Consider the following 23112-nt stretch of genomic DNA (forward strand, 5'->3'; position numbering starts at 1 on the left):
AACCACCTCTGTTATCTAATAAAGTCCACAAGAGTTGTAGATATAATCTTAGCACCGACTGACAAGGACGCGTTATAAATATTCTCCTGAATCTTCGATTGCATGATCAACCCCTCATAATCAGCATCTTCAGTCTTAGCTTGAAGATCTGTTAGGTTGATATTTAAATCACTTAACCGTTCCTGCATCAATTCTACACGATTAGTTTTTGCTCCAACCTCAGATCGAGCGGATAGAATAGTATTCATCCTTGAATCAATAGTGTTAAGTTGATTGGATATTGCTGAAGTATTACCCGATTTTAAAGCATCTGATATACTATTAATAATAGTAAACAGATTATCCGCTTCCCCAGTATTACCAAATATGTCATTACCAGTCGTACTAATTGGCATTCGTACATCCTCACCTACAACAAACTGAATCTGACCTGTATCCGTAGTAATCGGCTTAGATACATCATATGTACCATCTGTGCCTTTAGAAAAATCATAAGGTTTAGTGGTATATTGCTCACCATTAAAGATATATTTACCGTTCAATGTGCTGTTAGCGATATCGACAAGTTGTTCTTTTAACTGTAATACTTCTTCATTAATACTATCGAGTGCAGACTGTGGATTACTTCCTGTCGAAGCTTGTACAGTCAGTTCACGAATCTTTTGAACGACATCTCCAGCTTGACCCAGCACTGTATCATTGTAATCAAGCCACGAAAGAGCACTATCTACATTCTTAGTATATTGTTCATTAGAGGAAAGCTCCGCACGGTAGCGCAGGGAATACGTGATCCCTACTGGATCATCGGAAGGCTTGTTGATTTTGCGTCCGCTGGAAAGCTGTAACTGTGTATCGTTCATTGTACGTGCATTACGATTTAAGTTAAGCAGAAGCTGTGAATTCATCATGTTAGAGGTTACTCTCAACATACGCTATATCTCCTTTTATCTGCCGACTGTGCCGGTGGAATTAATCAATTTGTCGAGCAGTTCATCAAAAGTAGTCATAAAACGCGCTGCGGCACTATAAGCATGCTGGAATACTAGCATATTCGACATTTCTTCATCTAGTGATACTCCGCTGACTGATTGACGACGGGAGTTAACTTGCTCTACCAGATAATCAGAGTTATCGGTCTGACGTGCAGCTTCCTGTGATTGAATACCGAGTTGACCAACCATAGAGCCAAAAAGTCCACCCACAGTGTTGCTCACACTGCCGTCCGGCTTAGTAAATTTACTATCCTTCAGGTTAGTCAATAAGAGTGCCAAGGTGTTATTTCCTTTAACAACCTGTGTTTTACCATCAGCATCAATAGTTGTACGTAACGAAGTTGCAAATAGGTTTACGTCAGCTGCAATTTCGGGATTAAGTTTGATTGTTCCAGCCTCACCTGATGTTACAAAGAAATCGCGTCCGACGCTTCCATCCATCGCGTAACCTAACTTGTGAAGTCCGTTTAACCCTTTGACAATGGTCTTGGCGTCCTCATACATTGTTGCGCCCTTAGGCATGGCCTGACCAGCGGTCAAAGTAACTACGGTACCGTCAGCTTGTGTAATCTTGGCATCACTAGTCAACACTGTGCCCTCAGGAAGATTGGAGCCAGCTGGCACTGTAATTTCAACGTCACCTGTAGCAATAGTGCTCGCCAAATCATTGAGCTGTTTCTTGTAATCGGCAACATAGGTATTATTGGAAAAAATCATTCCGTAAGCCTCGCCGCCCTTCAAGGTTCCGGAGGCATAAGCATTATTAAGAAACGCGCCATCTACGGTTGCAGTTACTTCCCCACCCTCTACGAGAGGTTGTCCCCCTAAAGAAATGTTATAACCTGCTTCCGTCTCTACAACAGTAATATTAGCAATTTTGGAGAGCTTGTCCGCCATCAGGTCGCGTTGATCACGTAGATCGTTCGCATGATCCCCCATACCCTCAATCTTATAGATCGATTTATTTAGATCTGCGATAGCGGTCAGGTAACCCTGAGCTTCTTTTGCCTTAACATCTATATTAGTGGTTAGATCCCGCTCCAGATTATTCAGTTGCGTGCTCATATAGTTCATAGCATCCGTCAAAGATTGTGCAGTTTGCACTACAATCTTACGGGCTGTTGGATCTTCAGGGTTCTTACTTAGATCCGACCACGATTTCCAGAAGTTATCCAAAACTGTACGAATGCCTGTATCCGATGGCTCATTAACGATAGCTTCCAGCTTAGAGAGCGTATCTGCTTGAAGACTCCAGTTGCCGAAAGCAGCGTTCTCACCACGGTACTGATCATCCAGAAACATTTCTCGAATCCGATCGATAGATGAGAATTCCACCCCTGTCCCCATTTGACCGGGAACGGTAGATTTTAACAATCCGTACGCTTCAATAGGTAAAGAGGCTTGCATATTAACACGTTGACGAGTATAACCTTCGGTATTCGCATTAGCGATATTGTGTCCAGTTGTATTAAGAGCTGCGGTCTGAGTAAAAAGGCTGCGTCTCGCCGTCTCTATCGAGTGAAATGTGGATGTCATGCTTCTTACTCCTCCTTATGTTCTGCTCCGGCAGAACACTTCATCAGTACAATTCTAACCTCGTGCATCAAAAATCCCCGACCGATTTACGTTGTTACCTTTGTCGGACGGACGATGATAAGTGATATCCTGATTTGGTCTTCCGACCAACAGATCCAAAGAATAATCTATAAATGTAAGCGACTGCTCTATCAGCTTCTGATTTAGGTCATTGGCTTCTTTCAGGCGATGCAAAGTGCCTGAAAGCTTCTGCTGAATATGCAGCAGTCGTGCCTTGTCTTCAGGGTCAAAGATAAGCCTGGACAGCTCCGTTAGATTCAGGTTCAGGTTGGAACGAATACCCACACCTTGCAAAACGGTATATGCGGCTAATATTCGCTCTTCCTCGAGCTGCCCAATTACCTTCATTAGCTTGGATTCACGATTAAGGATGTCGATTAACGCATCCACCTTGTTATCCATAATTGTCTGTTTCTTCTCAGCGGCCAGATCCAGCATTTGAACATGCACTCCATCTAGCCGCTCCAATAGTTCTATTAATGTCGTCAATGCCATGGATGTTTTCACCTAATTCTCGGAGGATTGCTTGAAGTAAGGGGCGAGTTTCTCTGCTAGCTTAGATGCATCAACTTGATAGGTACCTGCGGAGACCTGCTGCTTTAGATTGTCGATCTTAAGTGCGCGTTCTGGATCATTCTTGCCAGTGTTTTGTGCTTGCAAGAGTTGAATCGCTTCATCAGAGATCGAAACCTCATCCTTGCGTGTGCTTTTCTTCATTTGTTCCTGCCTTTGCGCTTCCGCGCTGCGTTGATACGGATTAATCGCGTTAATTCGTCCGGTCTCGTTAATTTTCATAACTTCCACCTTCCTTCTAATATAAAAAAGCCGATAATCTTTACTAAGTTTATCGGCGTAGACTGAAACATTCTTTATAGCTGCAAACGTTTTTTTGCAGATTTTATAGGTCACGCAGCTTATCTATGGCACGATATGCACCATCAGATGTCTTTTTAGTAGTATCCTCAGCAGAATTTTCCTTGACAGCATTCGTGAGATCTTTCCTGAGCCGGCTACGACAGCTGTCACACATATGGCCATCCCGAATCAGTGTACCACACACTTCGCAAGGGTACATCATATTGGGTGCATTAGCTATAGAAATCCGGCCTTCTCGAATAAAGCGGGTAATCTCTTTAATAGAAATCCCCGTAGCATCGGAGAGCTCCTGAATGTTGGTTCCTTTGTTTTCCCGTAAATAATTCACGCAGATCTCATATTCATGCTCCAGCTCTTTGATACAGGCCTGGCACAACCCCATAAGATTCTTGACAAACAACCGGCCGCACCTTGGACAATTGTCTAGATTCATAACAAGCAGCCGCTCCTCTCCGTACATTCTGTGCAATGCATAATATTCTTATGCTCCTAGATTACATGATTGCAAGGAATTCGTCTATGGGACAGAAGAAACGCTACCAACCGCAACTAATCCTTAATGAAATAGATATAGCTGTTCACAATCATGCATTTTCGCTTTAGGAACGCGCCCAGGTTAGGCTATAGATTTCTGTAGCATAATCATAGTTTGAAACCATTTGTTTTAGAATTTCGGCGCAAGCACGAATCGTGCTTCCCGTTGTATAGATATCATCAACAATAATAATTCGAATAGGACGGCTTATAGGTGAGTTATCTTTCAGCCAATCCTTAAATGGTGTGGAGACTGCCGGATTCGCTCCAAAAGCATTCTTCATATCTGCCAGTCTCTCCGCACGTCCTTTAAAGCTCTGCTTAACCGTATGATGCGTACGAATTAGTAGCGGTAGCTGAGGAATCTTCCTATGATGAGATAGAACATCGGCCAATCTTTCCGCTTGATTGAACCCCCGGTCTAGAAGCCTTGAATCACTGACAGGTACCGGAACTAATAAATCAGCTGACCAAAGGCTGTTTTTTTTGTACCTTTTATGTTGAATAAGATGAAAAAACGATGCCTTCTGGGATGAAAGAGCCCCCTGTTGCTTCTCCTCCTTTAGGGTTAAATATGCCCTATCCAGCATGAGACCAAGCAGAGGGGCATATCGTTCATTCCCGCGATATTTATATTGACCGAGCCATTCTCTCATCTCATTAGTGTAGGCTACCGCACTCCGGTTACATACAATGGGTGAGGGCTCAGCGCTGCGAGTACAGTCTGGACAGCCTACATGCCGCCCACATATCAAACAACGTGGAATGCGTATCCAAGGAATGGATTCCGCACAATTCTTACAGATACCAGGCAACTGTGAGGACTGTGGGCTGTACTTCCCGCAGGTTAGACATTGAGGCACGGAGGGGGTAAGGAGGAAAGACAGAGATTTTCGTAACCCTGTAAGCTTGGTATTCATATAGCCCCACCTTTACGAATATATCCTTGGCGGCGAGCGATGATATTCATAGTACGAATCTGAGCAATCGCTCCACGCTGGGATCGGCTCCACTGAGGGGAGGCAAATACAACATGCCCGTCAGGATCGTCTTTAGAACGACCAGCACGGCCTGCCATCTGAACCAAAGAGGCTTCGTCAAAAAGACCACTGTCTGCATCCAAAATAAACACATCACTGCGTGGCACGGTAACTCCCCGTTCCAGGATCGTAGTAGTTACTAACAAAGAGATGATATGGTTGCGAAAAGCAGTCACCTTCTCTGCCCGAAATGAATCCTTGGACGAGGTGCCTTCGATAACCACGCCAGGAAAGCTACGACGAAGTAGGATCAGCAAGCCTTCGATATGAGCTATGCGAGACACAAACAGAAAAATTTGTGCTTTTCGCTCCAGTGACTTTTGAAGATTCTGTATAAGCGATCTTGGCAAACTTCCACGCTTCAGAAAGGTTAGAACAGAGGGCATACTCAAATGCTGCGGGATAGGCAAGGGATGACCATGGAAGCGGACAGGCACTCTGGCATGTGGAAGCTTGCCTAACCGGACCAAACGCTGCATTTCTTGTGGTGGCGTAGCTGATAAATAAATGAAAGAGCCGTCCACTTTACAGGCTTGTTCAGCGGCATAGGCCAACATAGGATCATTGTGGTAGGGAAACGCATCCAGCTCGTCAATGATTACGAGATCAAAACCTTGATGGAAGCGCAGGAGCTGATGGGTGGTAGCGAGCGTTAAGCGACCGCTCACCCAGCGATCTGCGCTGCCGCCATAAAGTACGGCGATGTCCTCCGCCGGAAAAGCCCGGGCGAGCCGCGGCGCGAGCTCAAGTACGACGTCGCGGCGCGGCGTCGCTACCAGCGCCCGCCCTCCGGCGGCGAGCACAGCCTCTAGGAGCGGGAAGATCATCTCCGTCTTCCCCGCTCCCGTTACCGCCCAGAGCAGAAACCGCTCTGGGCAGGTACTGGCGGAGCGCTTGCGCGCCTCCGCCAGAAAACCCAGCGCAGCGCCAGCGGCTCCCGCCTGCGCTGGGCTCAGCCCCCACCGGCCTGCGGCCGCGGCGGGGTCAAGGGCGGCCGTGCACCGCACGGCCGGAAGTGCTGCGCTGCGCAGCAGCAGCGCACAAGCCCGGCTGCGCCCAAGCGCGAGGCAGGCCTCGCAATAGGCGCAGCCCATAAGCCCGCACGCGGCGCATGCCGTGCGGCCGGTGGGCACGCTGCCGCAACGCAGGCAGCGCGAAACCGCGCGGCGAGCGACAGCGCCGCGCCACAATAAGTGCGGCAGCCTAGCCGCCGCCCGCACCATAACGCCAGCACCCGCAGGGAGCTGGCGGGCCCGCGCCCCGTGCGCAGCCGGGGGCGCACTGCCTACGGCGGCTGTAAGCAACAGCCGCCCCTGCAGATGCGCCAGTTGTGCCGCCTGGCGCCAGCAACCCCCTAGCTCTGGCAATTCTTCTGCCAGCAGCGCTTCTACTTCCGGCTCCAATAAAGAGCGCCCGGCCACAGCCCGCAATAATTGTTCTGAATCAGATTCTAGTAATCCAGATTGAAAATCCTCTTTTTCACACCAATCGTATCTTTCATTCTTCTTATTGTCCTGATCTATTCCGAAACTTGATTCATTAGGCTTCCATATGAATATTCCATCATTCAGCCACTGTGCCTCCCACAGTCCCCCTGTCTCTTTCTCCTCTCTCAACTCAGCCTCAAGCATACTATTAATATATTGCCCCCACTCCTTAATCCCCCAGGTTCCCATTGCGCTTCTTTGTTTAAAGTTGTCCCGGAGCTTCACAGCCCAACCTAGCGGCAACGCAGAAGAAAGCAGAACCAATCTATTCGCCGCTAAGGAACTCCCATCTTTCTTCTCCGGTCTAGCTACAGACCACCACCATCTATCTACCCTAAGATCTAATGAAATTCTAACCCTCCAGCTCCCCTTGCATTCCACAGCATATACAGCGACTTGCATAATAATCCCTCCTACCTTTCGCTTGTACTTAGCAACTCCATATTTGATCCCAAATTCACGACTCCGTCTCCCCAAACGCAAAAAGCACACTCCCCCAGTTCTTGGAGAGTGTGCTTCACCCGTTACTTACATATTTACTTAAGATCTGTTGCGCTTTGATTCGCATCCCCTACTTCCTGCCATCCCCATAAAAGGCAGCGATACAGACTGCCCTGACAGCCGCAAGTCTACTACAATTCCTTCATGCTGTAATTCTTCACTCATCTGAAGAGAGTACAAAGATGTTGCAAGATCGATAGAGCAGCCGCTAGCGGCCATTTTGGAAACTATCCCAAGTGTTCCATCACTCGAACCATCATCCATGAACGTTACTCGCAATCGTTTTCCGGTTAGAAGAGCTTGAAATGTCAGTGCCCGAATGTACCATTCCACAACAGATTCATGATTACGGGTAATAAAAATATAATGAATCCATTTTCCGGACTGCGGTGTTTTACGCACCTTCTGCCGGTTATGCAACATATGAATCATCACTGCAGCGGATACATAAACAACCGCAATCCATATCAACTGGGCTACCATGGAGATGCACCTCCTCTGTATACCAACACTATATGCCGGCATTAAAAGGTCGGTGACTGCCTAGAATACCCATCAGGGAAGCAAGCTGTGTCTACTTAATTTCTTTCCTATATGTAACGTATTACTGTGAAGCTTTTACAAGGTTACCCAGCCATATTTAATCGAATTAATAACGGCTTGAGTCCGATCATCCACTTCCATTTTTTGCAAAATACTGCTAACATGGTTTTTAACTGTTTTTTCACTAATGAATAAATATTCACCGATCATTTTATTGCTCTTACCTTCAGCCATTAGACGCAGCACTTCTGCTTCACGGCGGGTCAGAGGATTGTTATCGCCAGCAATAAATTTAACACCAGCTTCCTTCACCACTGTATCTGTAGTTACACCAGTCTCGTTAAGGTAAGTCATACGCCGCAATTGATTGATAAGCTTTCCAGTAACCTTTGGATGGATAAAGGCATGTCCTTCACAGACCGAACGAATGGCATTAATAAGGGATTCGGCCTCCATATCCTTCAATAAATAACCATTGGCGCCCTTACGAAGGGTTTCAAATACATAACTCTCATCATCATGAATGGATAAAATAATTACCTTAACCTCCGGGAACATTTCCCGAAGTTTTTGAGTGGCTTCTACGCCATTCTCAACAGGCATATTGATGTCCATCAATACGATGTCCGGTTTAGTCCCGTTACAAAACTCTAATACCTGAATACCGTCGCCGCACTCCCCTATGACCTCGATATCCTCCTCCATATTCAAAATGCGTTTCAGCCCTTCACGAAAAAGCTGATGATCATCCGCCAAAAGAACCTTAATGGGCGTTTTACTAGAGTTTAAGTTCTCCATCACACTACTCCTTCCCCTTCTCCACATTCGTCGGAATATGGATCACGATTGTTGTCCCCTGATTCTCGGCTGATACAATTTCCATTCTTCCTTCAAGCAGTTCTACACGTTCCCGCATACCTACTAGCCCGAAGCTTTCCCGATTACCTTGCTGATTTTTTAACTTTTGTACATTAAAGCCTAATCCGTTATCTTTAATCACAATCTTAATTAACTGCGCTTGGTATGTAATCTCCACCAATACGAAGCTTGGGTAGGCATGTTTTGCTGCATTAGACAATGCTTCCTGAACAAGACGATATACCGCCGCCTCCATCGCTGAAGATAGTCGGTGTTCCTGTCCCCGGGTTTCCAAAGTCGTCCGCAGTTTCGTCTTCTCTTCAAAATCATGCACATATTTCCGCAAAGTCGGAATTAAGCCCAAATCATCGAGAGCCATCGGTCGTAAATTAAAAATAACCTTACGCATTTCTTCCAGGCTGTTACGAACCTGCCCTTTTAAATCTACTACTTCGTCCTGCACCAGCCCAAATTCCTGCTTTACCAGCATTCTTTCTACAATTTCCGTCCTAAGGACTAGATTTGCCAGCATTTGAGCGGGACCATCATGAATTTCCCGGGCAATTCTCTTCCGTTCTTCTTCTTGAGCCAGGATAATTTTGAGTCCGATCATCTGTCTGTTCTTCGCAGATTCGACAATTCTCGTCACTTGGCCTAGTTCTCCCGACAAATATTCGAGCACTACGCTCATTTGCGAACCAATTGACTCTGCACGCTCTACAGAATTTTCGACACTGCGCACTCGCATTTGTAATTCATCACGTCTGCTTCGAAGATAGACCTCTCGCTCACGCGTCATCATGAGTTCGAGCTGAAGCTCCGTAGCCTTCTCATAAGCAATACGGATATCCTTCTCTGAGTAGCGGACAAAGTCCCGGCTGACCTCTGTCAGCCGGATTCTGGAGCGGTGATACTGTAGCTCCAGCTTGTCTACCTTTTTCAACGTTTCATCCGTTTCGTCCATGACCCGCTGCAGTTCCTTGTTGAGTGCAGCAAGTTCATCACGTGCAACCTGCAATATTTCAAAAATCTGATACTTGCTGCTCTCCATCACGTCGATGGTATTTTTAATAACGCGATCAATCGCATCGGCTTGAAATTCCACGGATGCTTGCCCCTTTTCTATCGGATCGTATTAAGGTTTTCCTTATATATTAACATATCACGATTCGATAGTTACGGTCTTCGTTTTCTGTTCCCATTTTACAGTTAATCCTAACTGTTCAGAAACTAGTCTCAGAGGTACTAAAGTCCTACCCTGTAAAATAATAGGTGCTACTTCAGCACTTTGTCGCTTACCATTTAACAGGTATTCCTTTTTATTTACCGTCAGATCCAGTGCCTTGGCTCCGCGCAACACCATGATCTTCTTATTCACCTGATCCCAGGTAGCATTCCCTCCAAAAGCATCTAGCACATAACGGATCGGCACATAAGTACTGCCGTCTTTCACAATTGGAGCTACATCAATAGCCTTCTTATTTCCGTTTACGGTCATTGCTTTGGAGCCGATGCTCATCGAAGCTGTACCCTTTGGTAACCCTGCATCACTGGAAAGTGAAGGCATTGTGAAGGTGATATTATCAAAAGCAACGGTACCTGTCTTCGCCCGTTCATCTTGGCCTTCCTCTACATTGACTACATAAAGTCTCTTCAGCGTAGCCGGGAATTTAATCCCTGATCCTGACAAGTCGATGTTTATGTTCTTCCAACCGTTCCAATCGATAATCTTCGCAAGATCTACATAGGCTGTAGCTCCACTATTGTCTACAAACTCAGCACGCAGCCAATTTAAGCTCATATCGCCCATCACATCAACTGACATCGAAGTTGCAAGCGCTGGAACGGCTTTTCCACTTGTGCCGTTAAGTTGAGCATAAGCGTACATTTTACCGCTGCCAGCCGTCATATCATAACTGAGTGACAGCACCTTGGACCCTACTCTTTCAGCCGATCCGTCTACTATTGTTGCAGTCCCCTGTACCGCTGGCACATTGGTAGTAAAGTTGACTGGATAACTTACCTTCTCGAAATCTTCCCATGTTGTAGCTGCTGCTGTCGATAATACAACCGCTGTGCTAAACCCATCATAACGAGCAATAGCGTAACCTGTAGTAACCCCTGCATCCACAGAGTTTACAGTAAGCTTGCCATTTTGCACGACTCCCTTAAAGCCTACAAACTCCCACTTCAGCGCTGAATCTGGAACGCTTATGGTTGCTCCACTCTTCGTAGCGGCCTTTACAGGGACAGATACAGTTGTCCCAGCTGTCAGTGGCGCTGTAGCAGTGCCTACACTCATGCTGGATAGATCATCTCCACCCAAGACTGTAAGGGTTGTAGAAGCGCTTGCTACGCCGCTTTTAGCCGTTAAGGTAACGGTGCCTGGCTTCACTGCCGTTACTTCTCCTGCACTTACAGTTGCGCTTCCTCCACTTGATGTCCAAGTAGGATTGCCTGCTGCTACATCTATAGGGTTATAGTAAGTGTCATAACCTTTTAACGAATAAGTAGCCTTTTGTCCAACTAATAGTGAAGTGCTTCCGCTAATTTTAATTCCTTTCACTTCACCTTGTGGTGCGTTAGTATAAACACCAAGCGCGTTAACGATGCTGCGCTGCTCTGTGCCATACTCTGTATTAAAGGTTAGTGTGGCTGAGGTTTCACCGAGAGGCCGGTCTACCATCGTTGTAGAGCCGCCTCCGTCTAAGTTAAGCCCTTTCCAGACTCCAATATTGGTCATAAAAGATTGCAGCTCGGTTAATGACATTCCTGAGCTGTTGCCATTTTTTTCAGTAGCTATGATATATACATAACGTCCATCCTGAGAGTATCCTAAAGCCGTACGTGCACGATAACCGCCAATACTGCTAGTCGAGCGAGAGAACGTTGCAGCTTTTCCGTTATTTACAAGAATCGTATGTCCACCAATCATTGTTTGCAGATTAGCAGGATCTAGCGATTGCTGCGTAGTCTTGGATTTCAGGGAGTACACACTTGTTACCGGTTGTCCAACAGTCAGATGGGCAGTAACATACCGTGCGGCTAAGCCATGGGCCCGCAAAATATAAGCTCCCTTTGGAACCGCTGTAGGAAGCGCAGCATTTTCAGATATTTGAGTAACTACGCCGTTCTCAACGAGCACCTCTGTCGGTGTGGTTGAGCTGTTTTTGGGACGATCGAGTGCGGTCCATACATCCGTATAGATATACATTGCATTAGCATGGCTATAAGTAGAGCTTCCACCTTCAGGACTATAAGCACCTTTATTGATACCGGATATCTCAAACTGTGCGCCGTCAGGTGCGGTTATCATTCCTTCAAAGCTGAACTCATCAATAAGAGGCTTGCGGTCCTTAGTCACTGCAAAGGCATACATTCCATCCAATTGCGAAGGGGTGGATACCAATACTCCACTGGATACTTGTCCACCAATCGGAGCACCTTCCCCGCCTGTATTAAAATAATCTCCGTTTACTGCAGCCACGGCTCCAGTTTCCTTAGCCATCCCGCCAGTACTTTGACGTGTTGTCAGGTTTCCACCTTTACCTGTCATAACATCTAAAGAAACATATGGATTGTTGAGGTCAACGCGAATAACATCCGCCAAGCCAGAAGCGCTCGCTCCTGAACGTGTAGCCGTATATTTGTATTTCATCATAATGGCGCCCGAAGTAATTACTTCTTCTCCCAGCTTGCTTACTTTAAAATTAGATGTGGCTGCGGCAGCAATTGGTGTGGAACTATGACCAAACATAGCTAAGCCTTCACTGCCAATTACCGGCATAATCCACAACACACCTGCTAATGAAGCGGAAACCCATTTTTTAGTAGATGATAATTTCATTCCCCGAACAACTTCTCTACTCTTCTTCTCCATGAAAACTTCATTCATTTCGACGTAACTCTCCCATCTCTTTTTTACTCTTCAAGTCCGTTATCAAAAGTCTGGAAACTGGTTCCTATTTTTCTAGTACTCTTTTAATAGACTGAAAATAAGCGAAAAAGTTGCGAAATTGAGAGATTTCAAGCTTTATAGAGTCTCGTAACACAAACTATTAACATAAAAAAAGCCCAGCAGAATGCCAGGCTTTACCAATCTATTTATTCTATAAATATTCTGTTTGCTTCAGCATCCGATGCAACATCACAGCAGCTTGTGCACGAGTGGCATTACCCTGAGGTTGGAACTCACTTGTGGTCATTCCCAAAATAATCCCCGATTGCACAGCTTTAGCTACGAATTCTGCACTTTGATTCTGAATTTTGGACTTATCCTTGAAGCGAGCCAGCGTTGAAGCAGAAGTGCCGCTTAATGTAATAGGATGTTTGGTGTATTCCATTGCCCGAATCATCATGATTGCCATCTGCTCACGAGTGATATTATCATTAGGCCGGAAGGAGCCATCCGTGTTGCCTGTAATAATACCAGCCTTAGCTGCTGCACCAATATAGTCTCCCGTTTGTGTGGAAGGCTGCACATCCCGGAAGCGCTGTGCGGTCTCGCGATCGCCTAGCAAACCAAGTCCCCGGCTAAGCATTACTGCAAACTCTGCACGGGTAATCTTTTTTTCTGGACTAAATGTAGTCCCGTAACTGCTATCGATGATAGTCTTTGCACTAAGCTCAGCTACGATCGAATTACTCCAATGCTTACTCATATCTGAGAAGGCCCGGGTTGATATAAAAGTTCCTAACACCTGATTACCCTCCGTACGAGCACGAATAATCGTATAGCTACCTACCGTACTTACTTTTGTTGGCAGATAGGCTGCATCGTAATAGGAAAGATCCAGTCTAGCAGCAGATGTCTGCGCATTGTTCAATGAAGAAGTTGTACGCACAGTGTATTCTCCAGGTACCGATAATGCCTTAGCATTAGAATAATTGCTGCTTACTATCGCAGTCACCCGGACATCCATAAGACTAGTAACGCTCTGCATCCCCATAGTTTTTAGCTTTTGCTCAAATGGGGAGAACGTACCTGCCGGAACCTTTTCTAAGCGGAACACCAGCGAGATATTTTTACTGTCTGCAATCAAGCTTGTCGCTAATCCGTTCATATCGATATCGTCTAGTCCTACGCTATATAAGTGATCGCCATAACGTATCATAAATTTTGTGGTTTTACTGCGATTTACAGCATCAAGCAAAGGCTTTAAAGGAACAGTCACATAGGCCGATTGTTCTGTAGCAGGCACCTCAAAAGCTAATGTATCACTACTTGCCTTATACAGATATTCAAAACTGGCCGTCAGGCGATCTGTGTTTAAGGTATATCTTTTTACAGATTGATTGTATAACGAACGGTCATCCACGATTTGTGAAGAGTCACTCTTCAGCAGCGCGTATTCTTTTCCAAACTCACTTGTTGCAATCGTCCCTAGATAGGATGGACGATTTCCCGTTCCGGTGCTCACGCCGGTTAGGTTCTTAACAGAAAGTGAAGAGAAGGAGGACAGTATATTACCACTTAAATCCTTGATCGTACCTGAACCTGACATATAAGACAAATCAACAGTTTGCCCGGTTTTTACTGCTGAGGATGTTGTTATTTTTAAAATATCCCCTGACAAAGTGTAGTTTTGTACACCCATACTGCTTCCATCTGCTCTAACTCCGAACTGATTAGCATAGAGGGAACCAGATGCCTGCATGTTTTTACTGAATGTAACCGTAAGCTCGTCGCCATTGATGGTGGCAGAACTAATCTCAGGTATGCTAGTGCCGCTATTTTCCGAGATGGACACAGGCTGCAGGTTAATATAAGCTGCACGGTTTCCATTTAAATCGCTTATTCCGGTAGTCCCCGGAACATAGGATAACGTAACATTCTGATTCACCGTCAAAGCACTCTGGAGCGTTAGCGTGACCTGTGAGCCACTGACGGATACATTCGTAACATAGTTAGGAGTGCTGCCAACAAGCACAGAGAACTGGCTGTTCATCGGGAGGTTTGTCGTTGACAAGCCTTCATTGTAATTCAGAAGGATTTTATTGCCACCTCCGGTTGCACTTTGGAACACGGGTGGAATTGTATCGTTGCTGTTGCGAATGTAGAAATCTGTGAAATCCGCAATATTTTGTCCAAAAGAATTCTGCAAAGGATAAGAGCCTGCATAATAGGAGACACGAACGGTCTGGCCATTAGAAGCATCGCTATTTATCCCTAAATATACAGTGTTCCCGCTGGAGCTTATGGAGTTGACCCCTAGAGATCCCCCATCTGAAGTCACTAGAAACTGACTATGTGCGTAAGAGGAAACTGCCTTTAAAGAGTCATTGAAATTCAACGCTACAGTTCTACCTGTGATCCGTCCATCTTTTGGTGTAGGCATGGAGGACTCGATAGTGTTAGTAACCTGCTTTGAGCTAAAGGTGCTGGCTGCATTTCCGCTTGGATCTTGAATGGTCCGCAGCCCCCCTGTATAGCTAACCTTCACGTTCTGTCCAACCGCTACCCCTGTACTGAGTACCACATAGGCGCTGTCTCCCTGGATATAGACACTTTCAATTGTACGATTCTCATCATTCACCGTAGCACCAAAGCTGGAGATCAACAGTGCAATGGAAGAGTTAAGACTCTCATTGTATTTTAAACGAATGGTCCGATTGTTCTCGAGTGATGCAGATGTGAGCTGTGGAGCTGTTTTGTCCTGAGACAAGGTCCGGAAGCTCCATGAATTTTTGCCGCTTAGTCCATCATAGATAACATTAGCATCAATAGCGTCTACAAAGGCTCCTTTAGCAATATCAATATAATAGGTTGAGTCGCTATCTAAAGCTGTTTTAGGCGTAATTACATATTCGTTTGCTGCAGTTGTACTCCGGTTAACAGTAACCGGAACCTGTGCGCCACCACTTTTATAAAGCGCTACACCATTTTCCACGGCACTGTTATAATTCACATTACGATTGAATGTGACAGAAAATGATCTGTTGTTAGCTATGGATTCACTCCGGTCAGCTGGGTTTAGCGCGCTGACATTAAGTCCTGTCAAAGAAGCCGTTGTAAATGTCCAGGTATACGCACCCGAAGCTGGAAATACATTTCCGTCTTGATCATAAAAAGCTCCCTGCGGTATCGTCACCGTATACTGCGTACTGTTTAGCAAGGGTGATGCTGCTGATGCTGGAAGTAATGTTATAGTTCTGCTGCTTCCTCCTGTAACGGCTGGGGAGTTTACATTAAGCCATCTCGTTCTAGCATCGTTAGCTGCACCTGGAGATACTGTTATGGTTCCAGCTGCAGGCATCATAGGACGATCAAATGTAAGCTGTAGGGCTCCAGTGGTAGATACCCCACCTGATCCGTTTGCCGGTGCAGGAGTCACTGGAATCTCTGCCACACCTTTAGTAGAGAAGCTCCACACATCACCGCTTGAAATCCCGGAATACGTTCGATTATCAACATCCTTAAAAGCATAAGAATCTATAAGAACATAATAGTTACTTCCGGAGGCCAATGTTTTATCCAATGTTAGTTTAACTGTAGTAGAGTTAGCATCAGTCTGAACGTTAACTCTAGTATCATCATCCTTAATTTTGAACTCTTGTACGGTTGCATTATCTGCAGACGACAAAATCCGGATGGAACCTCCACCTTTTAACAGGTTTTTATTTAAGGTTAGACTTAGCTCCTTAAGGGCTCCTGCATCCACTCTTGTATTATTAGCAGGTGAAAAGTTGCCTGCCGTAATCGCTGTATTACTCTCAGGCGCAGTGGTAAATGCCCATGAAGTAACACCTGACTCATTACCATCATTATCCTTGAACAACCCCTTAGGGATTGTCACTGTATAAGTCTTGTTTGAAGTAAACTGTTGATTTAGCTTAAGCTCGTAATCTTTTGAACTACCAATTAGACCATAACTACCAATAGGAATCGTTAAAAAAGGTGAGCTATCACCCTGACCCGTGATGGTAATTTCACCTGACTGCGGGTTTACTTGACGATCAAAGCTCAGTCTAAGAGATGATCCGATATTTACATAACTTGCTCCAGGCGCTGGCGAGACTGTTATACCAAACTCTGATGCAGCGTACACTGCTGAATTCCCTATTCCAATAGCAGGATAACCCGAACCAAGTACTAACTCTCCCGCTAGAATAAGTGCCGTCCATATTGAAATTTTTCTTCTCATTCCGTGATAGACTCCTCTCAAGCCATACTATCGTCTTTATGTATATTCTTATATTTCGGCTAAAAGGCTGGCAAAGTTTAGTAGTCTACTTCTCTATGGTTAGTTTCACTAGCCTTGCTCGTTTTTGCACGCAAAATAACCCGCAGAGCTGACACCATGGCCAACTTGCGGGTTAACATATTATAAGACCGTATGATGAATTACAACCCTGCTTGATCTCTTAGCAATTCTGCTTTATCTACGCGTTCCCATGGAAGATCAACATCAGTACGTCCGAAATGACCGTAAGCTGCAGTTTGTCTGTAAATCGGTTTACGCAAATCAAGCATAGAAATGATGCCCGCAGGGCGAAGATCAAAGTTGTTGCTGATCAGTTGAACCATTTTCTCTTCACTGATTTTACCTGTTCCGTATGTATCCACATTTATCGAGACAGGAGTAGCTACACCGATGGCATAGGCAAGTTGGATCTCACATTTGTCGGCCAAACCAGCAGCTACAAGATTCTTAGCTACATATCGAGCCGCGTAAGCCGCAGAACGGTCCACTTTAGTTGGATCCTTACCTGAGAATGCTCCGCCGCCATGACGAGCATATCCGCCGTATGTATCGACGATAATCTTACGGCCAGTTAGACCAGCATCCCCTTGAGGACCCCCAATAACAAAACGTCCGGTTGGGTTAATAAAGTATTTGGTTTCTGCATCAAGCAGTTCCGCAGGAACAACAGGCAAAATAACATGTTCTTTAATATCCGCCTGAATTTGTTCAAGAGAAATTTCCTCTGCATGTTGTGTAGATACTACGATAGCGTCTACGCGTACAGGTTTTTCATCTTGATACTCAATCGTAACTTGTGTTTTGCCGTCTGGACGAAGATAGTCCAAGGTTCCATTTTTACGAACTTCAGATAAACGACGTGCAATACGATGTGATAAAGCAATCGGCAGTGGCATCAGTTCAGGTGTCTCGTTCGTAGCAAACCCAAACATGAGTCCTTGATCGCCTGCACCAATATTAGCTGTTTCTTCAGCTACTTGAGCAGGATCCCGGTGTTCTAAAGCAGAGTTAACACCTTGGGCAATATCAGCGGACTGCTCGTTAAGAGAACTCAACACAGCACATGTATTATAGTCGAAACCATACTTTGCACGTGTGTATCCAATTTCTTTGATGGTATTGCGTACGATGGCAGGAATATCAACATACTCTGATTTGGTACTGATTTCCCCGATCACCAGTACAAGACCTGTTGCTACTGCTACTTCGCAGGCTACACGTGCATTAGGATCATTAACTAAAAATGCATCCAATACTGCGTCGGAAATCTGGTCACAGATTTTATCCGGATGCCCTTCCGTAACGGACTCAGAAGTAAACAAATGACGCCCTTTAATAGACAAGTATAACAACCTCCCATATGGTTAGTCTGACACTGTATAAGGGATTCCTTAATGATAACAGGCCAAATAATAAAACTAAATAATATAAATAATTCAGGTTTGCCTGATTTCTTTTTATGAAGGATTTTCGCAAAATTTAATGCCTGCATTCACTAAACTCTTCAAAAAATGAACCTTTTCCATATGGAAAAGGTCTAAGGCTTTCCTCAAAAGTCATATTATCTTATTTAGGGGGTGGTGTCAATTAAACACAGAGCCCCCCGTGAGAGTATGAATATTGATTTCACGCTATAAAAAAGCAATATCAGATAAGGAATAAGGGTATCCTAACCCCTGATATTATTGAAAAAGAGACTGTTCAGCTTGCTTAATGAGTCTCTTCGTAATTTCTCCTCCAACAGACCCATTATCCCTTGAACTCAGATGCCCAAGGTACTGACTACGGCCAGAACCACTACCTCCGACTGCTCCTAACTCAGAAGCAAACTCCGTGTCTGCCCCGCCTCCATAATGAGCCCCATATAAACCAAATTCAGCTGCAATTTCATATTGCATTTGTTTCAGCATTGTCCGACTTTCAGGTACGACTGTACGATTATTACGTGCCATGTTACAGCACCTCCTGTGAATTTGTAAGATTACAGGAATATTGTGCGTCCATCACTTAATCTTCAATCGCGCCAATGATTTGTAACTTTGGAAAACAGTTTGAAGGTATGATTAAGTCCGTTTACGGGCATTATGAATATATATCATTACACATTATTTCAAGGTATATCCACCACGAACCATCACAACAAGACCAAGGGTTTGACCCTCTTGAACAGCTATACCACGACCATCACGAGGGAAGGACAATAAGTGGTTAGATGGTGCAGCTAGTCCATTTGTAAGATCTTTACCATCTGTTAAATCGGCCACACCATTCGCATCTTGTGAAACGATTACTGCTTTACCCGCGCGAACGATAAACTCAGCGCCTGCAGAAGCAATTAAAGTTTGGCCAGGCTTCACATCAACAATCACAGATTCATTACTGCTATTTTGACCAGGTGTAGCTACTGGCGCTGTGGTTGCACTAGGCGCAGGTGTAGCAGTCGCTACCGGAGTCGTCACTGCACCACCTGAAAGTGCTTTCTGAATTTGCTGATCGACGTAGCTTTTAGTAACTACAGGATCATCCGTTGTGCCAGGCTGAGAACCAACACCTGCACCTTCAGCAGTAATGTTTAGCAAAGACCCAGCCCATATACCACCAGCCAGCAATACAGCAGCGGTTGTTACTTTCCATACCGATTTCAAAGAAGTTCCTCCTCATTATTGGGGATAAAAACCTATAAAAAAAGAATAGCCTCCGAAGAGGCTATTCTGTGCTTCGGTAATCGGAGATTACTTAGCGGAGATTTCTGTTTCGCCTTTGATCTTGTTGCCATCAGCATCGAAGATTGCAGCGTCTTTCTTAACTTTAACAATGATTCTGTTAACACCGTTGGCGTTAAGATCAAGTTCTTCTTTAGCACCAGCAGCGGAATCAATGATTTTCTTGGAGAATTTAACAGACCATTTTCCTTTATCAGATCCGTATTTAATCGGAGTGATAGAAAGAATGTTATCTGATGAAATTTTGTTGCTAGAATTAACATCAGTGTTGATGTAGAATTCCAGGTTCGCTTTCAAGTCAGCTTCAGTTGTAGCTTCATTCAGGTCTTTGGAGAATCCGAGAATCAGTTCAGTTGAACCTCCGCTGGATACTACAGCTGAATCAAACGCAGGGCTAATTCTGCTAGTCAGCTTACCTTTTTGTTGTGCAACTGTACCATCGATTACGTTACCAGCAGTATCAGTAACACCATTCACAGCAAAGACATAGTCTTTAGTTTCTGTGATGCTGGAGCTAGGGATATATACATATGCACGAGCACGAGTTGGGTTAGTAGCAGATGATACTTCTTCGCCTTTTTCGTTCAATGTTTTAATTGTAACGTAAGAAGTGCTTGGAAGACCAGCATTGTTCAATGTGTAGCTGTTTTTATCAAGAATTGTGGATGATTTCAAACCGCTAGCATCAAACAGATCAACAGTGATCAAAGCATCACCATAAGTGTCATCACCAACAGATTTGCTATCATAGAACTTGATAGGAGCAGCGCCATTAACAACCAACAATTCTGGAGCTTTATCGTCAGTTGAAGTAGATCCGATTGTTACAGGCAATACTGCAGCAGTCAGTTCATTTGCACTGTAGGATTTATCTACGAACAATCCTGCAGGAATACGCAATGTGTAGCTACCAGCAGTTGGTACACTTACACCAGTGATAGTGAAAGTACTTCCGCTACCTTTAACAAGACTAGAATTGTGAAGTACAGTTGTAGCTTCACCAGTAGTATCATTAATCAGTTGCAGGGTGCCTTTACCTTTGTATACAACATTTTCAGAGAATTTCAGAACCAGACCTTTATTAACAGCTGTAGTTGTGTAAGTAACACCAGTTACAGTAGGAGCTACAGTGTCTTTAGTAAAGGTAATTGCTTGGCTAGCAGCTGTTCCCAAAATGTTACCCAGAGTATCTTTTACAGAAGCTCCGAATACTACAGAACCAGTGAAAGTTCCAGTTGAAGGGAAGCTAGTCAATGGGCTTTGAAGGGTGAACTTCTTGCCATTGTCAGTAGTCAACACTTGGAACGTACCTTGGCTTTCACCAACGGAGTTCAACAAGCGAACATTACCAACCAAAGAAGCACGATCAACTGTTTTGTCGAACTCAACTTCAACATACTTGTCACTTACTGGAGTTACGCTCTTGATTACTGGAGCAGCAACGTCAGAAACTACAGTTACAGTAGTTTTGATTGGGTTAGGATTAGCTACATTACCTGCAAAGTCAGTAACGTTAAGCAACGATACATCGTAAGTTTTGCCGCTATCCAATGTTCCTGCAGACAATTTATACTCAGTGTAAGTATCATTTGTTACAGTTACAGTAGCTACTTGACCATTTACGTAAGCAACAATACCAGTAGTTTTAACTGGTTCGCTGAATTTCACGTATACATCTTTAGTAGTTGCTTTTGCAGTAGAGCTAGCAGAAGCAAGTGTTGGAGCAACTGTATCAGCAACAGTGATCAGTTGTGTGTAAGCTGGGATAGCTTCAGCAGATGTTGTTGTTACAGCATCGTTAAGAACTACAGTGTAGTTACCTTTAAGGAATTTAACTCCTGGCAGGGTAATAACAGCTTCAGTGTTGTCAGCGTTGAAGGTAACATTAGCATTAGCTACTTCGTTAACATCACTACCCACTTTAGTTACTTTTACTACGCCGTCGATAACTTTGCTGGATTCAGCCAGTGTATCAACATCGATTGAACGGTTAAATTTGATTACTACTTGTTTAGCATTTGGAGCTTCTGCGGAAACAACCTTAGGAGCTGCCAAAGTTACTTTTGTAGTGTAATCATGATCATTGTGTTTGAAGTTGATTGTAGTTTCAACGCCTGCTACAAGAGCAGTTGTCAATTCAACAGTTGTAGTAGTTTTGTCAGAGAAAGTAACAACTACTTTAGTTGGGCTCAATGCTTCAGCAGAAACGATTGTAGCTGCTTGGCTCAATTGATCAACAGCATAAGCTGTTTCAACTACCAAAGAACGGCTAGCGTTAGCTTTGAAGTTAGTGTCTTTAGCAACCAAACCTGCATTGATTACTGCTTGAGCATAACCTTTAGCCCATGCGGATGCAGAGTTATCAGTTGTAGTTGGTTGTTCCAATTTCAAAGCGCGGAACAATACAGCCGCAACTTCTTCAACTGTTACTTTACCGTTGTAATCGAAGATACCTTTAACAGTATCTTTACCTTGCATGTAGTTTACTGCAGTAACAGCTTCGATGTAAGGCACAGCCCAGTTCGATGCGTTGTAACCTTTGTCTTTGTAAGACAATTTGTTACTTACTTCAGTAAGGTCGAACAATTTAGTAACGATCTTCGCGAACTCAGCACGAGTAAGATCTTTTTCAAGGTGAGCTTGACCATCTGGGTATCCGTTGAGAATACCTTTCGCTGCCAAAGCATCAAATTTTTGTTGCGGAGTTGTTGCTGCGTCACCAAACGCTACAGAGGCAAACATCGAGAATGCCATTGCTGTAGATAATGCTACGGATAAAATTTTCTTCATAACCTTTTTTTCTCCTCCTTGGACGTTCATAAACTGAGATTTTTCTTTAGTTGAGTAGCTCATGTCACTCATTAGCCGATGCACCCCCTTTCCCGAGTTGAGCAAATTAAGTATAAATAATGTCTGTGACGGGTATCACAGAAACTGGTAAACGATTTTAGGACATGACAATACTAGATTCCTAATTATACCTAAGTATTATACAATGTGCCTCAAGTCACGTAAAGCTAATTTTTCCATTTTGTTAAATTGGCTTTACCAGCGGTTAATTTCAGCCTCTGTGTAAATGACTCTACACCTTAAACGCAGAAGATTTGAAAAAGTTGCGGTTTCTCAAAAAAAATCTTCTTTTTTATATTTTCCGGTGTGATCCCATTAGAAGATACATATGTATGTTCTACTAACTATTGTTAATCATGGGTGCCTACGGAAAACAGTATATCATAGTCGCTTTCTAAACGTCATTATGCAATATTTACTAAGAATCATTAACACTTGTACTATTAATTTAAACATTCCTACAAAAAACAAAAAAAGCGCCGTTGCCGACGCCTGCTTCTATTACATTGTTTCTAACGAATCTTCATAGATAATTGGATCAATTCCTGACGCTTCTCAGGACTCGAGTTCACATTGTCATACATTGCATCAATAGCTGCGCGGTTCTCGCGGTAGCTCTTCTCATGCTTGATTGTAGTATGAGACCATTCGATCAGAGCATTCTCAGTAACAACAAGCTCGTTGTATGAATCGTGGAATCCTGTTGCTTGCACCAGTTCTTCCATGACCTCTTGAGTGATCTCCTGTAGTGCCCGTTTAGCTGCAATTTCCTTCTCCAACACTTTTGCTCTATTCTCAAACATATTCTTGGCTTTCATGTAATCCAACTGTGCTTTTGATAAAATCGGTTTCATCGATGGCTTTCACCTTTCAGAAAATAATATTTTCTACATTATTGTATCGTAAAT

At 44.2% G+C, this 23112-nt stretch carries 17 protein-coding genes; all 17 read right to left on the reverse strand.

Going from position 1 to position 23112, the window contains the following annotated elements; all coding sequences use genetic code 11:
* Window positions 1-11: 11 nt before the first annotated feature.
* Window positions 12-929, reverse strand: coding sequence for a flagellar hook-associated protein FlgL (gene flgL / locus NYE35_RS29020; protein ID WP_341122334.1), 918 nt, complete (start codon window positions 927-929; stop codon window positions 12-14).
* A 15-nt stretch (window positions 930-944) separates the two neighbouring features.
* Window positions 945-2528 (reverse strand): flagellar hook-associated protein FlgK, encoded by a 1584-nt coding sequence (flgK, locus tag NYE35_RS29025; protein ID WP_326047541.1) that lies wholly within the window; start codon window positions 2526-2528, stop codon window positions 945-947.
* Window positions 2529-2582: 54 nt separating this feature from the next.
* Window positions 2583-3083, reverse strand: a complete 501-nt coding sequence (locus NYE35_RS29030; protein WP_036678457.1) for a flagellar protein FlgN — start codon at window positions 3081-3083, stop codon at window positions 2583-2585.
* Between the two features lie 12 nt (window positions 3084-3095).
* Window positions 3096-3383, reverse strand: a complete 288-nt coding sequence (gene flgM, locus NYE35_RS29035) for a flagellar biosynthesis anti-sigma factor FlgM (RefSeq protein ID WP_036678454.1) — start codon at window positions 3381-3383, stop codon at window positions 3096-3098.
* 103 nt (window positions 3384-3486) lie between these two features.
* Entirely contained in the window at window positions 3487-3897 is a 411-nt protein-coding gene (locus NYE35_RS29040) for a TIGR03826 family flagellar region protein (RefSeq protein ID WP_038574933.1), read from the reverse strand.
* Between the two features lie 166 nt (window positions 3898-4063).
* Window positions 4064-4918 (reverse strand): ComF family protein, encoded by an 855-nt coding sequence (locus NYE35_RS29045; protein WP_256717638.1) that lies wholly within the window; start codon window positions 4916-4918, stop codon window positions 4064-4066.
* A complete protein-coding gene (locus NYE35_RS29050) occupies window positions 4915-6927 on the reverse strand; it encodes a DEAD/DEAH box helicase (protein WP_341122335.1) in 2013 nt (670 codons plus the stop codon). The genes NYE35_RS29045 and NYE35_RS29050 overlap by 4 nt, the downstream gene beginning before the upstream one ends.
* A 138-nt stretch (window positions 6928-7065) precedes the next feature.
* On the reverse strand, window positions 7066-7509 hold the full coding sequence (locus NYE35_RS29055; RefSeq protein ID WP_051491194.1) for a glycosyltransferase family A protein: 444 nt from the start codon (window positions 7507-7509) through the stop codon (window positions 7066-7068).
* 135 nt (window positions 7510-7644) lie between these two features.
* On the reverse strand, window positions 7645-8367 hold the full coding sequence (locus tag NYE35_RS29060; protein WP_036681509.1) for a response regulator transcription factor: 723 nt from the start codon (window positions 8365-8367) through the stop codon (window positions 7645-7647).
* 4 nt (window positions 8368-8371) lie between these two features.
* Window positions 8372-9532, reverse strand: a complete 1161-nt coding sequence (locus NYE35_RS29065; protein ID WP_036681511.1) for a sensor histidine kinase — start codon at window positions 9530-9532, stop codon at window positions 8372-8374.
* A 57-nt stretch (window positions 9533-9589) separates the two neighbouring features.
* Window positions 9590-12322 (reverse strand): stalk domain-containing protein, encoded by a 2733-nt coding sequence (locus NYE35_RS29070; RefSeq protein WP_341122336.1) that lies wholly within the window; start codon window positions 12320-12322, stop codon window positions 9590-9592.
* Between the two features lie 214 nt (window positions 12323-12536).
* The gene (locus tag NYE35_RS29075; RefSeq protein ID WP_341122337.1) at window positions 12537-16571 is read right to left on the reverse strand and encodes an Ig-like domain-containing protein; all 4035 of its coding nucleotides are present in this window, start codon (window positions 16569-16571) and stop codon (window positions 12537-12539) included.
* A gap of 200 nt (window positions 16572-16771) precedes the next feature.
* Window positions 16772-17974, reverse strand: coding sequence for a methionine adenosyltransferase (metK, locus tag NYE35_RS29080; RefSeq protein ID WP_036681514.1), 1203 nt, complete (start codon window positions 17972-17974; stop codon window positions 16772-16774).
* Between the two features lie 339 nt (window positions 17975-18313).
* Window positions 18314-18583, reverse strand: coding sequence for an alpha/beta-type small acid-soluble spore protein (locus NYE35_RS29085; RefSeq protein ID WP_036681516.1), 270 nt, complete (start codon window positions 18581-18583; stop codon window positions 18314-18316).
* A 153-nt stretch (window positions 18584-18736) separates the two neighbouring features.
* Entirely contained in the window at window positions 18737-19276 is a 540-nt protein-coding gene (locus tag NYE35_RS29090) for a hypothetical protein (protein ID WP_038573625.1), read from the reverse strand.
* An 87-nt stretch (window positions 19277-19363) separates the two neighbouring features.
* Entirely contained in the window at window positions 19364-22174 is a 2811-nt protein-coding gene (locus NYE35_RS29095) for an Ig-like domain-containing protein (RefSeq protein WP_179088126.1), read from the reverse strand.
* Window positions 22175-22716: 542 nt separating this feature from the next.
* Window positions 22717-23058 carry a hypothetical protein gene (locus NYE35_RS29100; RefSeq protein WP_036681520.1) on the reverse strand — a complete coding sequence of 114 codons (342 nt, stop codon included), beginning with the start codon at window positions 23056-23058 and terminating at the stop codon, window positions 22717-22719.
* Between the last annotated feature and the right edge of the window lie 54 nt (window positions 23059-23112).

The organism is Paenibacillus sp. FSL L8-0494, from assembly GCF_038003695.1.
Lineage (GTDB): Bacteria > Bacillota > Bacilli > Paenibacillales > Paenibacillaceae > Paenibacillus_AQ > Paenibacillus_AQ odorifer.